General features: G+C 61.6%; 10 protein-coding genes and 1 pseudogene. 4 read left to right on the top strand and 7 right to left on the bottom strand.

Annotated elements, in window-relative coordinates; translation table 11 throughout:
- Window positions 1–141: 141 nt before the first annotated feature.
- The gene (locus tag CK500_RS09320) at window positions 142–1,323 is read right to left on the bottom strand and encodes a M24 family metallopeptidase (RefSeq protein WP_095636956.1); all 1,182 of its coding nucleotides are present in this window, start codon (window positions 1,321–1,323) and stop codon (window positions 142–144) included.
- 130 nt (window positions 1,324–1,453) lie between these two features.
- Here CK500_RS09320 and CK500_RS09325 point away from each other — a divergent pair, with 130 nt between their 5' ends.
- Together CK500_RS09325 and CK500_RS09330 are read left to right on the top strand one after the other, a co-directional pair.
- Window positions 1,454–3,121, top strand: coding sequence for an aldehyde ferredoxin oxidoreductase family protein (locus CK500_RS09325; RefSeq protein ID WP_095636957.1), 1,668 nt, complete (start codon window positions 1,454–1,456; stop codon window positions 3,119–3,121).
- 175 nt (window positions 3,122–3,296) lie between these two features.
- Window positions 3,297–3,890 carry a type IV pilin gene (locus tag CK500_RS09330; RefSeq protein WP_095636958.1) on the top strand — a complete coding sequence of 198 codons (594 nt, stop codon included), beginning with the start codon at window positions 3,297–3,299 and terminating at the stop codon, window positions 3,888–3,890.
- Window positions 3,891–3,916: 26 nt separating this feature from the next.
- On the opposite strand, the gene CK500_RS09335 is transcribed toward CK500_RS09330, so the two are convergent.
- A complete protein-coding gene (locus CK500_RS09335) occupies window positions 3,917–5,278 on the bottom strand; it encodes an aspartate aminotransferase family protein (RefSeq protein ID WP_095636959.1) in 1,362 nt (453 codons plus the stop codon).
- Between the two features lie 147 nt (window positions 5,279–5,425).
- Entirely contained in the window at window positions 5,426–6,856 is a 1,431-nt protein-coding gene (locus tag CK500_RS09340; RefSeq protein ID WP_095636960.1) for a hypothetical protein, read from the bottom strand.
- Between the two features lie 486 nt (window positions 6,857–7,342).
- Between CK500_RS09340 and CK500_RS09350 the strand changes: the two genes are divergently transcribed.
- Window positions 7,343–7,810 carry a type IV pilin gene (locus CK500_RS09350; RefSeq protein ID WP_233139004.1) on the top strand — a complete coding sequence of 156 codons (468 nt, stop codon included), beginning with the start codon at window positions 7,343–7,345 and terminating at the stop codon, window positions 7,808–7,810.
- Between the two features lie 6 nt (window positions 7,811–7,816).
- Here CK500_RS09350 and CK500_RS17855 read toward each other — a convergent pair.
- Together CK500_RS17855 and CK500_RS16850 are read right to left on the bottom strand one after the other, a co-directional pair.
- Window positions 7,817–7,867, bottom strand: a pseudogene (locus CK500_RS17855) (DUF7386 family protein); the annotation flags it as partial.
- Between the two features lie 430 nt (window positions 7,868–8,297).
- The gene (locus tag CK500_RS16850; protein WP_144049540.1) at window positions 8,298–9,020 is read right to left on the bottom strand and encodes a hypothetical protein; all 723 of its coding nucleotides are present in this window, start codon (window positions 9,018–9,020) and stop codon (window positions 8,298–8,300) included.
- Between the two features lie 647 nt (window positions 9,021–9,667).
- Between CK500_RS16850 and CK500_RS09365 the strand changes: the two genes are divergently transcribed.
- A complete protein-coding gene (locus CK500_RS09365; RefSeq protein WP_095636964.1) occupies window positions 9,668–10,678 on the top strand; it encodes a tyrosine-type recombinase/integrase in 1,011 nt (336 codons plus the stop codon).
- Window positions 10,679–10,748: 70 nt separating this feature from the next.
- Here CK500_RS09365 and CK500_RS17205 read toward each other — a convergent pair whose 3' ends face one another.
- Window positions 10,749–11,594, bottom strand: coding sequence for a DUF6036 family nucleotidyltransferase (locus CK500_RS17205; RefSeq protein WP_158224037.1), 846 nt, complete (start codon window positions 11,592–11,594; stop codon window positions 10,749–10,751).
- The gene (locus CK500_RS09375; protein WP_233139009.1) at window positions 11,591–12,541 is read right to left on the bottom strand and encodes an HTH domain-containing protein; all 951 of its coding nucleotides are present in this window, start codon (window positions 12,539–12,541) and stop codon (window positions 11,591–11,593) included. Before CK500_RS09375 ends, CK500_RS17205 begins: the two co-directional genes overlap by 4 nt.
- Window positions 12,542–12,913 lie beyond the last annotated feature (372 nt).

Consider the following 12,913-nt stretch of genomic DNA (forward strand, 5'->3'; position numbering starts at 1 on the left):
GGTACGGCGGTGGTCAGCGCGGCGGTGGTCAGCGCGGCGGTGGTCAGCGCGGCGGTGGTCAGCGCGGCGGTGGTCAGCGCAGCAGTGGTCAGCGTCGTGGCCGCACAGTCGGCGCGGGGCTGGTACCCCCGACGCCGACGGTCAGGCCGTGAACAGCTCGCGGGGGAACTCGGCGAGCGTCTCCGCGCCGGTGGACGTGACGCGGAACGTCTCGCTGATCTCCATGCCGATCTCGTCGGTCCAGATGCCGGGGATCATGTGGAACGTCATGTCCTCCTCGAGGACGGTCTCGTCGCCCGGGCGGATGCTCGCGGTGTGCTCGCCCCAGTCCGGCGGGTAGCCGAGCCCCATCGAGTAGCCGATGCGGTCCTCCTTCTCGAGCCCGTACTGCTCGATGGTGGTCCGCCACGCCTTCTCGACGGTCTCGCATTTCACGCCGGGCGCCGCGGCGTCGAGTGCCGCCTCCAACCCCTCGACGACGATGTCGGCGGTCTCCTGCAGTTCGGCCGGCGGGTCGCCCACGAAGGTGGTCCGGGCCAGCGGCGAGTGGTAGCGGTGCCGGCAGCCGGAGAGCTCGATGATCACCGGGTCGCCGTCCTCGAACTCCCGATCCGTCCACGTGAGGTGGGGGGTGCCGGTGTGGTCGCCCGACGGCATCAGGGGGACGATAGCCGGGTAGTCGCCGCCGAACTCGTCAGTCCCGTCGATCAGCTGCTGGTAGATGGCGCCGGCGACCTCGTACTCCGGAACGCCCTCGCCGACGGCGTCGAGGCCGGCCTGCATCGCGTTCTCGGAGATGCGCGCGGCCTGCCGCATGTACTCCAGCTCCTGGTCCGACTTCTTGATCCGGAGCCAGCCGACGAGCAGGGTCGCGTCCTCGAACTCGGCGTCCGGGAGGTTCCCCTGCAGGCGCGTGTACGACTTCGCGGTGAAGTAGGCGGCGTCCATCTCCAGCCCGATGCGCCCGTCCGCGACGCCCAGCTCGTCGAGGACGCCCGCGACGTAGTCCATCGGGTGGAGGTCGTGCGGCGAGTGGACGTGGTCGTCGCTGTACGCGCGGATGCTGTCGTCGGAGAGGTGCGTCGTCGCCCGCGCGCCGTCGCCGTCCATGTCGCGCCCGATCCACACCGGCTCGTCGCGGTCGGGCGTGACCACGACCGCCTGGTGGACGTAGAAGGACCAGCCGTCGTAGCCGGTCAGGTAGTTCATGTTCGCCGGGTCGGCGACCACGATCGCGTCGAGGTCGCGCTCGCGCAGCCGCTCCCGCGTCCGGGCCACCCGGCGCTCGTACTCGGACTCGTCGAAGATGTGTTCCCGTGGCATGACAACAGGTGTCTACGAAGGCGATTATCCAGCAGCAGTATAAATTTATCGTGTATATTGAAAACACATACTGTGTACAGTTTGGCCTCTTCGGCCGGGATTTTTGTACCGCCCCCGCGGACACTCGCACATGCTACACAGTACCGGACCGTTGCTGTCGATCGACGTGGGCGAGCGGACGACGACGGAAACCGACATCACGGAGGTTCAGGAGCGGTATATCGGCGGGCGCGGCGTGGCGACCCGGCTCGCCCACGAGCGGATCCCGTTCGACGCGGACCCGCTCGGTCCCGAGAACCGGGCGGTGTTCACCACCGGACCGATGCAGGCCTCCCAGATGAGCTTCACGGGCCGGACGAACTGCACCGCGGTGTCGCCGCTGACGGACGGGCTCCTCTCGTCGAACGCGGGCGGGTTCGTCTCCCGGCACCTCGCGGCGACGGGGTACGGGGCGGTGGAGCTGGCCGGCGCGAGCGACGAGCTGGTGGTCGTCCACGTGCGCGACGACGGCGTCGAGTTCGAGGCCGTGCCGGAGCTCGCCGGCGCGACCGTCTCGGAGACGACCGGCTACCTGGAGGCCGAACGCGACATCTCCAGCGACCGGACGGCCGTGATCGGCCCGGCGGGCGAGAACGAGGTCCGGTTCGCGTCGGTGATGACGACCGAGGAGCGCGCGTTCGGCCGCGGGGGGCTGGGCGCGGTCCTCGGCTCGAAGAACGTCAAGGCCGTCACGTTCGGCGGCGACTCGGCGCCCGAGATCGAGATCCCGGCGACCGCGGGCGAGATCCACCGCGAGGCCGCCACCGAGGACCACATCATGAAAGAGCAGGGGACGGTGGCCGTGATGGACCTGGCCAACGAGATGGACGGGCTCCCGTCGTACTACTTCTCCGAGCGCTCCTTCGCGGGCGTCGATGGGATCAACGGCGACGCCGTCGCGGAGAAGAAGTACAAGAAGGGGACCTGTTCGGCCTGCGCGTTCGCCTGCAAGCTCCCGACCCGCGACGAGACCCGCGGCGTCGAGACCGAGGGGCCGGAGTTCGAGGTGGCGATGGCGTTCGGTTCGAACTCGGGGATCGACGACATCGTCGACGTGATGGAGTCGAACCGGCTGTGCGACGAGTACGGGCTCGACGCCATCTCCGCGGGCAACACGATCGCCGCGTACCTCGCCGCTGAAGGCGAGTTCGGCAACCGCGAGCTCGTCTGGGACCTCGTCGAGAAGACCGCCCACCGCGACGGCGTGGGCGATCAGCTCGCGGAGGGGATCGGCCGGATCCACGACGATCTCGGCGTCGGCAACTGGTCGGTGAAGAACATGGACTTCGCGGCCCACGAGGGGCGGCTGCTCCACGGGCAGGCGCTCTCGTACGCGGTCGCGAACCGCGGCGCCGACCACATGTACGCGACGTTCTACTCGGTCGAGTACCCGCTCGTCGAGGAGGACGAGGCGATGGAGCCCGCAGGGTTCGAGGGGAAGGCCGAGCGGCTCGTGCAGCGCGAGAACCTGATGGCGCTCAACGACAGCGGCGTCGTCTGTAAGTTCTCGCGGGACTTCATGACCCCCGAGCGCTACGAGCTGCTCTTCGACGCCGACTTCGAGGAGCTGCTCGCGGCGGGCGCGCGGACCGTGACCTTGGAGCGCCACTTCAACAACCGGCGCGGGATCGACGGCGACGACGATCGGCTCCCGTACGAAGAGGAGCTCCCCGGACTCGACGACGCCATCAACTCGTACTACGAACTCCGCGGGTGGAACGACGACGGGACGGTGCCCGACGCGGCGCTGCCGGCGTAGGGACCGTCCGCGCTGCCCGACTACGGCACACCGGATCCCGTTGCGTCCTCGTCGGCCTCGCCTCCGACGGAGCGTGTGCGGTGAGACGGAGGAGAGAGTACCGAATCGTCTCCGCCGTCGACGGTGTGAGATGAGGCGCAATTGTTATTTCAATCATGGTAATACAGTATCAATAATGGATGCGCCGGGAGACGAACGCGCGGTTACGCCGGCCGTCGGAGTCGTGCTAATTGTCGCGATTACTGTTGTTCTCGCGGGAGTAATCGGTGTGTTCGCGTTTGGGATCGTCGACGATCTCGGAGAGAGGCCCACCTTTGCTGCGCTCGACTTGACATTTGAGGAGGAACCCGCTTCGGCACCAGATTACGACGAGTTTCGCTGGGACCTCAAACTCACCAACAGAGGAGGCGAGACGGTGGAGGCTGACGAAATCGTTGTCTACCTCGATCACGGAGACCAGCGGGTTACTGGAACGCTCAACAGATCGCTCAGATCAGGCGAAACGGTCGAGCTCACGGTAGTCCATAACAACCAAGACGGCGAGACGATTCCGGATGGTCTCAGCTGTTCAGACGTCAACGTGGCGTGTCGGTTGGCCGGTGATGAGGACAACTATCCCGAGGACGACCGGGTCCGACTCCAGATGATACACGAGCCATCGAATTCGATTCTCTACCGAGAAGAGATCGGCATCTCCGGTGAGTACGGGATATTCAACGGAAACCCGAGTGATATTGACATCACAGATGAAACGCTGACGTTTGCGTAACGCGTGTCCGACCCCGTCGCGCGGCCCTACTCCGCGGTCGCCGCGATCGCGTCCGCGATGATCTCCGTGCCGACCTCCGCCTGCCGCTGCGTCAGTACGAGCGGCGGGAGCAGGCGCACGACGTTGCCGTACTGGCCGGCCGTCCAGACGAGCACGCCGTGCTCGTAGCAGTACTCTTGGATCGCGTCGACGCGGTCGTCGTCGGGCTCGCCGTCCGCGTCGACGAACTCGGCGCCGACGAAGAGGCCCTTGCCGCGGACCTGGCCGAGCCCCGGATCGCCCTCGCCCGCGTCGCGGAGGCGGTCGCGGATCCACGCGCCGACCTCCGTCGCGTGGTCGAGCAGGTCGTGCGACTCGATGTACTCGATCGCGCGCAGGCCGCCGACCATCGCGGGGACGTGCCCCCGGTAGGTGCCCGCGTGGTCGCCCGACCCCCACGTGTCGAGGTCCTCGTGGTACATCGTCCCGGAGAGCGGCTGGCCGTTGCCGCCGAGCGCCTTCGCGGTCGTCATCACGTCCGGCGTCACGTCGTAGTGCTCGGAGGCCCACCACTCGCCGGTGCGCCCCATGCCGACCTGGATCTCGTCGAACACCAAGGGGAGGTCGTTCTCGTCGGCGATCTCGCGCAGCCCCGAGAGGAACCCCTCGGGCGGGACGACGACGCCGCCCTCACCCTGGATGGGCTCGACGAAGATGCCCGCCGGGTCCGTAAGGCCGCCGTACGGCTCCTCGACGATCGCTCTGACCTCTTCGAGCGCGCGGTCGACCGACTCCTCGGGGGAGCGGCCTTCGCGGAACGGGTACGGGAAGGGCGCGTGCACCACGTCGGGTAAAAGCGGCGCGTACGGCTTCTTGAACTTCTTGTTCGACGTGATGCTCATCGCGCCGGTCGTCGCGCCGTGGTAGGAGTTGCGGAACGCGAGCAGCCCGTTGCCGCCCGTGTTGTACTTCGCGAGCTTGATCGACGCCTCGACGGCGTCGCTGCCGGTGGGGCCGCCGAAGACGAAGCGGCTGTTGCCGGCGAGGCTCCCGGGCGCGATCTCGTCGAGCTTGTCGATGAGGTCGAGGCGCGGCTCCGTCGGGAAGTCCACGGTGTGGGTGAGCTTGTCGATCTGCTCGTGGACGCCCTCGTTGACGTACGGGTTCGCGTGGCCGACGTTGTACACGCCGATGCCGGCGAAGAAGTCGAGGAACAGGTTGCCGTCCGCGTCCTTCAGGGACGCCCCCTTGCCCTCCTCGAACGCGAGCGGAATGTCGTTCGGGTACGCGACCGCGCTGCTGTCGATCGCCTCCTGTCTGTCGAGGAGGCGGCGCGAGTTCGGGCCGGGGACTTGGTCGACGCTCGGCTCCTCCGCGAAGTGCAAGTCGTGGATGGGCGGTCCCGCCATGGCCCAACCGATACGACACGCCCACATATGGTTGGTGCAACCAGCAATCCATGACAGTGTATACGAAATCCGTTTCCGATCGGTCGCGGAGAGGGGCGATCACCGGTCTCGAGACTCCGTTCGGGGCGACCGGTCGGCCCGCGGCGGTCAGCGTCCGGCGTCTTCGTCGACGGCGTCCTTGTCGGCAGGGTCGCCGAGGGCGGCCAGGTTGTCGTTGATGTCGGCCCCGGAACTCTCCCCGGGGAGGATGTCGCCGAGGGCGCCGCCGAAGGAGGCGACGGTCCAGACGACGCTGATCCGGGCCAGCGCCACGACCGGCTCCTGCCAGTTCCCCACGCGCCCCCACATCGTCATCAGCGCCGCTGCGGTCAGGAACGAGACCAGCGCGGTCCCGACCAGTCGCCGGGGGATGAACCCGAAGATCGGCCGCGACACCCGCACGTCCTGCGGTCCCGCCCAGTAGACGAGCGCCAGGATCATCACCAGGACGAAGGCGGTGTTGACGAGGAAGAAGATCGGGACGAGGCCGATCCGGAACGAGAGGAAGAAGTCGGCCACGTCGAAGACGCCGTCCTCCACGAGGAACGGGATCGAGAAGAAGATGCTTCCCACGAACGCCTCCGCGATGTCCCGCGAGGTGTACTTCTGGATCCGGTCTCCGAACGCGTCGTCGATCGTCGCCTGAATCGCCTCCTCTCTGAGCCGGGTCACTTCGCGCTGGTCGGCGGTGTCGTCGACGACCGCCTCGAGGTCGTCGAACTCCTCGTGAAGCGCGTCGACGAGTGCGCCGTCGCTCATGCGCTGTACGTCCTCCGGTCGCTCCGCCGTCCCCGCGGCGTCGACGGGATCGGCTTCCCGCCGCGGATCGCCGCGCCGCGGATCGTCCCCCCGCGGATCGCCCTCCCGGAGAGCCTCCCGCGTCGACGCGCTCGACACGCTCGACGCGGCGACCGGCGCGGGGTCGCCGTCGGAGAGGATGTCCCCGAGCGCCGCACCGAGCGATCCGACCGTCCAGATGACGTTGATGCGGGCGATCGCCTCGATCGGTGAGCCCCAGCCGTCCACTCGGCCCCAGACGGTCATCAGGACCGTCGCGACGACGAACGAGACCGTCAGGATCATAAACACGCGCACCGGCACGACGCCGAACAGCGTCCGCGTCTCCTCTTTGTTCCGACCGGTCCACTCGAGCAGCGCGTAGGTCATGAACACGACGAACAGCGTGTTCGCTATCAGGAACACCGGAACCTCGGCGATCGTGAACGCGAAGAGGAAGTCGGCGATGTCGAAGATCCCGTCCTCGACGAGGAGCGGCGAGGCGAAGATGACGCTCCCGACGAACGCCTCCGCGGCGTCACGCGCGTCGAGGTCCCGCACTCCCGACTCGATCAGTCCCCGATCGTGGGCCTCCGCCAGCAGGTGTTTGATGTCCCACACCTCGTCGTGCGTGTCGGCGTCGGACGTGCTCTCCATCAGATCGCGGAGGTCCGAAAGGAGGTCCTCGACCGTGGCGGGCGTCGCTCCCTCGTCACCGCCCGCGACGTCGGCGCGGTCGTTCGAAGCCGGACCGGATCCCATGTCGTGTCCCCGTGGATTCGCCGGGGGAATATAAATTCGTACTCGCTGATCGGGAGCCCGAGATCGGCGGCGACGGCCCCATCGGTGTGACGGACCGCGACGGTCGCGGGTCGGCCGGGACCGATGCGTTGCCGACGCGAGTCCGCCCCGCGTTCGGTTTGCTGGCCGCGTACTCGAGGACGCGGTGGTGATCGAGGACCTCCTGCCGCGGGTCAGGGGACACCCGATCGCTGTCGGTGCGAGCGAGCGGTCGGGGCGCGGGCCGTGCGGCCATCACGTGTCAACCGGCTGGATTGAGGGGTCTCGCCTAATTTTCGGCGGTGATATTCCCGCCACTAAGTACATAAGTCTGGTCTCCGTTTGTAGAGGTAACCAGCAACCGATCGGAACGTGCTCGGGGTTTCAACGTCGCCTATACCGGCTTGAGAGCCCCTCAGTCGACGTTCCTCGGTGAACCGCTGGGTTCAAACCATGAAACCAAGCAACATGTTCAACACGGACGACCGTGCCGTGAGCCCCGTGATCGGGGTCATTCTGATGGTCGCGATCACCGTCATACTGGCCGCCGTCATCGGGACGTTCGTGCTCGGGCTCGGTGACTCGCTCGGAGACAGTCAGCCGACAGCGCAGATCGACGCAGACATTTCTATTGTGGACGACACAACTGCAACACTCTCGGTCGAGCATAGCGGTGGTGACTCGATTGACACGGATGCTCTGAGAGTGGTTGTTACAGATTCGAATGACAATACAGCAGAGAATACGTCTGTCTTCCCGAGTCGTTTCTCAGTTGGTGACACTTCCTCTGCAGATTTCACCACAAGTGGGACTGATGCTGAGGAGGTTCGTATCCGGATCATCCACAAGCCCAGTGATTCCATCCTTCTTGATCGGACTACCGAAATTGAAGGACTTGGAACCATTGACGGCGATCAGACTCTGACGTTCAGCTAATCAGAGTTACCGCCAGCGGCTTTTTATTCGCGTGCGATACTGAAGCCCGAGAGCCGACGTGTTACAGCGCTGCTGAACCGTCTCGAAGTCGTACTTGCACGTCCCTCGCGAATGCTCACGTCATTCTCTACCAAGTGCGCGACCGCAACGTCGATCTCGATCGACTGACCGGATTCGTTTTTATACCCTCGCCGTCGACGACGGCGGACGGGGTCGATCGAGTCGATGCCGAACTCCGTCCGATCGACGTTCAAGTTCTAGGGAGACCAGCATGCGGCGCTTACCGATGTTGACGGTGGGACGCGCTCGTGTGGTACAAGAGGAGGGGCGGGAGATTACGGTCGCGACGTCACGGGCGATCCGCGCTCGGGACTGGGAGATCACTAACTGGATGAATGCCGGTGAGGCGTACTATCGGTCTGACAGTCCGGGGTCTCAAGTCCTGGCGAGGAGACTAAGTCACGGAATTGTGCTGTATACCTCTCTTTTAATCAAAGATTGGCTCTCCCACATGCTCAATTGATCTAAAATCCTGAATATCTCCCAAATCGACTCTTGAGCGGAACAATGTCTTTGGCTCACCGTACCCTACTCCATCTCGGTAGTGTATTTTCAGACCAACTTCTATTTCTTGTTCTCCAGAATCCTGTATCAGCCACATTACTTCTGTCGGAGATAACATATCTGGCTCACTACCCTCCAGATCCCATCTCTCCGGCAATTCGTCTTTTGATACAGAGAATTCGCTATGAAATCGGACATCCTTTTCTTCTGCGCCAATTACTCCACCTTCTCCGGTGAATGCGAGCGGATCAAAATGACTTCCATAGCTCAATATTGTGTTGATACTCAGATAGGACTGACCTCCGTCAAAATATAATTCTGCTCTTAAATCATCTGCGGCTGCCTTGCCAAAATTTGATAGTCTCACAATCACAACGCCAGAATTGATACTATCATCTCTTCCGAGCCCAGCTTCCTCCCGGATATCTGTTATATCGTATTGTGATGCTAAGCCGTAGTCTTCAATTCTCAGAATAGCTTCATGAGAGCTTTCTGATAACGATTTCTGTTGTTCTTGTATCTCAGTTTGTATTTTATAAAGGTATACAAGTCCCGCAGTTAGGACGAAAGACCCGACCCCAGTAATTACAGGAGCCCAATTCATCAGCCAAGTAGCAGCGGATTCCAAGATCGGAATGACAACCATATCTTGGAAATATATTCTATTCTAATAAATGCTGGATAAATTAGACGTTGTCCAAGATTTTGGTGCGCCACACACGTACAACCGCCGCGAAAACGGTGTGATACCGTAGCTACTGCACCCTTCACCACCTCCCTAGCTGCCAACCGACCTCCTAGAGTCGATCCGATCCCGTCGGTCGACGACAAGATCCCCCTTGTATTGCGGTCGCGATCGACCCTGCTCGATGTTCCGATCCGAGTCGATCAGGACGAGAACGACCACAGAAAGCGGGTCGAAGTAGAGTTACTACTCACGAGGGCCACGCTACCAGAGGATCCAACCACCCGTCCACGCACCTCACGCTGGCCAGATCGTTGGGCCCGCCGCGTCGCGGTCGTGCGCCACCGCCTCCGTGAGCCGCTCCGGATCGCGACCCGCGTCGATCCGGTGCCGTTCCAGCCGCGTCGCCGGCTGCGAACCCGACTCGCCCGCGACGGTCCGCGATCCGCGGAGCGCCGTACGCCGCGCTCCCGGTGAGAAATCGACGATCGCGAGGGCGCGACGGGCGCGAGTTCACACTGAGAACGGATCGTCCTTTCGGGCCTGTACCGACCGAAATCGGGGACTTCAGATCGGGGTTCTGACTACGATTCGCGCACCCAAGAGCGATGAGTCTCGAACCAATCGACCCGGAAACAGCCGTGGAACTGTACCTCGCCGATCGGGAAGCCGAGGTCTCCAAGGCAACGCTGTACTCGCACAGCTCTCGCCTCGGTCACTTCGTTCGCTGGTGTGGTGAGGAAGAGATAGACAATCTGAACGTGCTCAGCGGACGGACGCTACACGAGTACCGCCTCTGGCGACGTCGTGACGGTGACCTCGCACCCGCTAGCGAGAAGACGCAGATGGACACGCTCCGCGTCTTCGTGAAGTGGCTCGAGAGCATCGACGCCGTCGTCGACGACCTCCATACGAAGGTCCGGTCGCCCGTCTTACGAGACGGGCAGAACGTCCGTGACGTGATGCTCGAGTCCGATCGTGCTGAGGAGGTTCTCGACCACCTCTCGAAGTACGAGTATGCCTCGCGTCCTCACGTCGTTCTCACGCTGATGTGGCACACGATGATGCGAACCGGTGCAGTCCACTCGCTGGACGTCGACGACTACGACCCGGATGCGCAGTACATCGCTGTCATCCATCGACCTGGGGAGGGAACGACGATCAAGAACGGAAAAGGTGGAGAGCGGCTGATCGCGTTATCGAACGACGTGTGCCAGGTTCTTGACGACTGGATCGCAGATCGGAGACCCGATGTCGACGACGAGTTCGGCAGGCGACCACTCGTATCGACGGTAGACGGGCGTGCGCATCGATCGACGCTCCGAGGAGATTGTTACAGATACACAAGGCCCTGTGTTTCTACTGGAGAGTGTCCACACGACCGCGATCCGGAGAGTTGCGAGGCGATGGTGTATACCGCCGCCTTCGACTGTCCCTCGAGCGTCAGTCCACACGCCCTTCGGCGTGGTGGCATCACTCACCATCTGAACAGTGATGTTCCGAAAGACATCGTCAGTGACCGTGCAAACGTGACTGCAGGTGTTCTCGACGAACACTACGACCGGCGGAGTCAGCGTGAGAAAATGGAGCAGCGACGGGGGTACCTCGATAACATCTAAGACGTACTCAGTGACTGCCACTTGTTGTCGTCGAGCCGATGCGGGTAGTCGGTAACAACATCGACAATACCTACGATCGCGTAAATTCGTCGTGCTTGCCAGTATCTTGAATCCCCTCAGAAGTTCGCTCAGCGAATCCGTATTCCTCGAGATACTCGTATCGACGTTCGATCTCCTCTTCTGAAACGCCCAACTCAGCGGCTAGTTCGCTTACAGATCTGGGTGCTTTCTCGTCCAACTGTATTCGGAGCTCATATCCTTCCATGTACCGCTGATAGTACTCCCGAACGACATCATCAAGTGGCGTTTGGATGCCCTCGGTCTCATCGAGTCGCTCCAGAGACGCAGAGACAACCGTGACGAAGAACTCCCCACCCAAGAGCTCTACTTGGCGTTCGAGTTCGTCTGATATGACATCGAAGTCGAGTTCCGTTTGGACGAGCGTAGCCATGTCACCGATGTCGTCCGGACGCTCTGCGACGGCTTTGAACAGGAAGATATCCTCGAACGAGACGAGGCCGACGGAGAAGCTCTCTGAAGAGAGAAACTGTTGGCTCCGTGCTTGCATCCCGTCGCTGAAGAACAGCTTATCGGCAATCTGGCGATAAAAGACGTCGAACTGGCAGCCGGCATCGTTCCGTACGCAATGGCGTGCGCCCAGCCGATCGTACTCGTCACCGAGATCGGTGACCTCCTCATAGCCGAGCTCGTCGAGTACGCCCATCAGGCGGCTGAGGGCCGTCTCATCTACAACAACGAGATCGATGTCCTTGGTCGTGTCCTTGAGAGATGGCTGGTGAAGTGCCATCGCGCCACCACCGATGAGATACGCCTCCACCTCTGTTCGGAGGTGATCCGCGATCTTCTGAAGTTCGGCCTCGATATAACCACGGCCGAATCGTTCACGAGAGCTCATAGAGTGACCTCATACTCCCTAGCTGTTTGCTTGAACTCTTCCCATTCGGGGAGGTGCTCAGCCGTCGTTTCTCCACTGGTCTCCAAGTATTCAATGAGGCCGTCGACGATAGTGCGTAAATCGATCGTCGCCTCAGGGTGATAGTGTTCAGCGCGCTCTCGTAGTTCCGTTCGATCGATATCCTGTTTCTGTATCAGTAACAGACAGTACGTTCGGTACCGAGAGCCATCATCGATTAAGAGAGTATGGCATACTAGCTCAACAGGGTCAACCTCTGTGAGTCGATCTGTCCGGAAGTAGTGGCGGCGGTCGCGGGTGAGCAGTGGAACGCCGAACTCACCGAACAGTGCTGGTCCAGTTAGATGAAACCCTTCAGTGCTGATGTCGCTGTCGCATGCAAAAAGATACTCGTCGTGTGTTTCCCAGAGGAAATTGAGTCCAACGACGTGCTCTCTTGTTTCACGGCGATGCTTCTGATGGAACAGTCCTCGTGCGATCGAGGCCAATACGGTGAATGGCTCGTTGAGACGATACCGAGATTTCGATTTCCCGATGACACCGACTAGCTGGAGATCATCTAACCGGCGGTAGACTGTTGCCCGACTAACGCCACTTCGCTCGGCTAATTCGGTAGCCGTCCGTCCTCGGTCAAGATAATAGAGGATTTGTAATCCGGAGCCGGCGAGGAGTGCCGGTAGGTCCATATGGCGATATTCCGTGAGGAGTCCTTCGAGCTGCTCTATCGGTTCGATTTCAGTAAGAGAAACCAGCTTTTCTCGACCGCTTTGTTTGGTTTGGACGCAGCCGTAGGCTTCTAATTCGGTGATAACCCGTGAGGCGTGACTGGTACTCCACTCGAGTTGGTCAGCGAGTGTACTGATACTCACTTCCGGGTCACCCCCATCTATGAGCTGAGAGATTACCCGCAAGTGACTCTCCGACATCATATTGTCTCAAATAACGCAAGTATATTATAAAACAGTTTTGCGATTTGAGACGAAAGGTAGATTTTCTAATATAATTGGCACCGTATCTGACTAATCTCGGATCTACTCTAATTTTGATTTAGAAGAATTCTCGATCACCGGTACTCCGAAATATGATATTTCAGAATATGATTATTCAGAGTATTTTATTCAGTACCCTCTAAATCAGCGCTATGAGAGACTTCGTGAACGGGTCAGAGAAGCTAGATCGGCTTCACAGCCATTTGACTCGAAGAACGCGGAGATCGCCGTCGTCGTATACGGACGGCGACGGCTCAGAAAGGCGCCACTCATCAGAAAGGCGTTTGGGGGACGAGAGAACACAGTCTTCTA

The organism is Halorubrum salipaludis, from assembly GCF_002286985.1.
Lineage (GTDB): Archaea > Halobacteriota > Halobacteria > Halobacteriales > Haloferacaceae > Halorubrum > Halorubrum salipaludis.

Coding starts and splice junctions, on each gene's coding strand:
- CK500_RS09320 (WP_095636956.1), bottom strand. CDS start 1,323: ATGCCACGGGAACACATCTTCGACGAGTCCGAGTACGAGCGCCGGGTG.
- CK500_RS09325 (WP_095636957.1), top strand. CDS start 1,454: ATGCTACACAGTACCGGACCGTTGCTGTCGATCGACGTGGGCGAGCGG.
- CK500_RS09330 (WP_095636958.1), top strand. CDS start 3,297: ATGGATGCGCCGGGAGACGAACGCGCGGTTACGCCGGCCGTCGGAGTC.
- CK500_RS09335 (WP_095636959.1), bottom strand. CDS start 5,278: ATGGCGGGACCGCCCATCCACGACTTGCACTTCGCGGAGGAGCCGAGC.
- CK500_RS09340 (WP_095636960.1), bottom strand. CDS start 6,856: ATGGGATCCGGTCCGGCTTCGAACGACCGCGCCGACGTCGCGGGCGGT.
- CK500_RS09350 (WP_233139004.1), top strand. CDS start 7,343: ATGTTCAACACGGACGACCGTGCCGTGAGCCCCGTGATCGGGGTCATT.
- CK500_RS16850 (WP_144049540.1), bottom strand. CDS start 9,020: ATGGTTGTCATTCCGATCTTGGAATCCGCTGCTACTTGGCTGATGAAT.
- CK500_RS09365 (WP_095636964.1), top strand. CDS start 9,668: ATGAGTCTCGAACCAATCGACCCGGAAACAGCCGTGGAACTGTACCTC.
- CK500_RS17205 (WP_158224037.1), bottom strand. CDS start 11,594: ATGAGCTCTCGTGAACGATTCGGCCGTGGTTATATCGAGGCCGAACTT.
- CK500_RS09375 (WP_233139009.1), bottom strand. CDS start 12,541: ATGATGTCGGAGAGTCACTTGCGGGTAATCTCTCAGCTCATAGATGGG.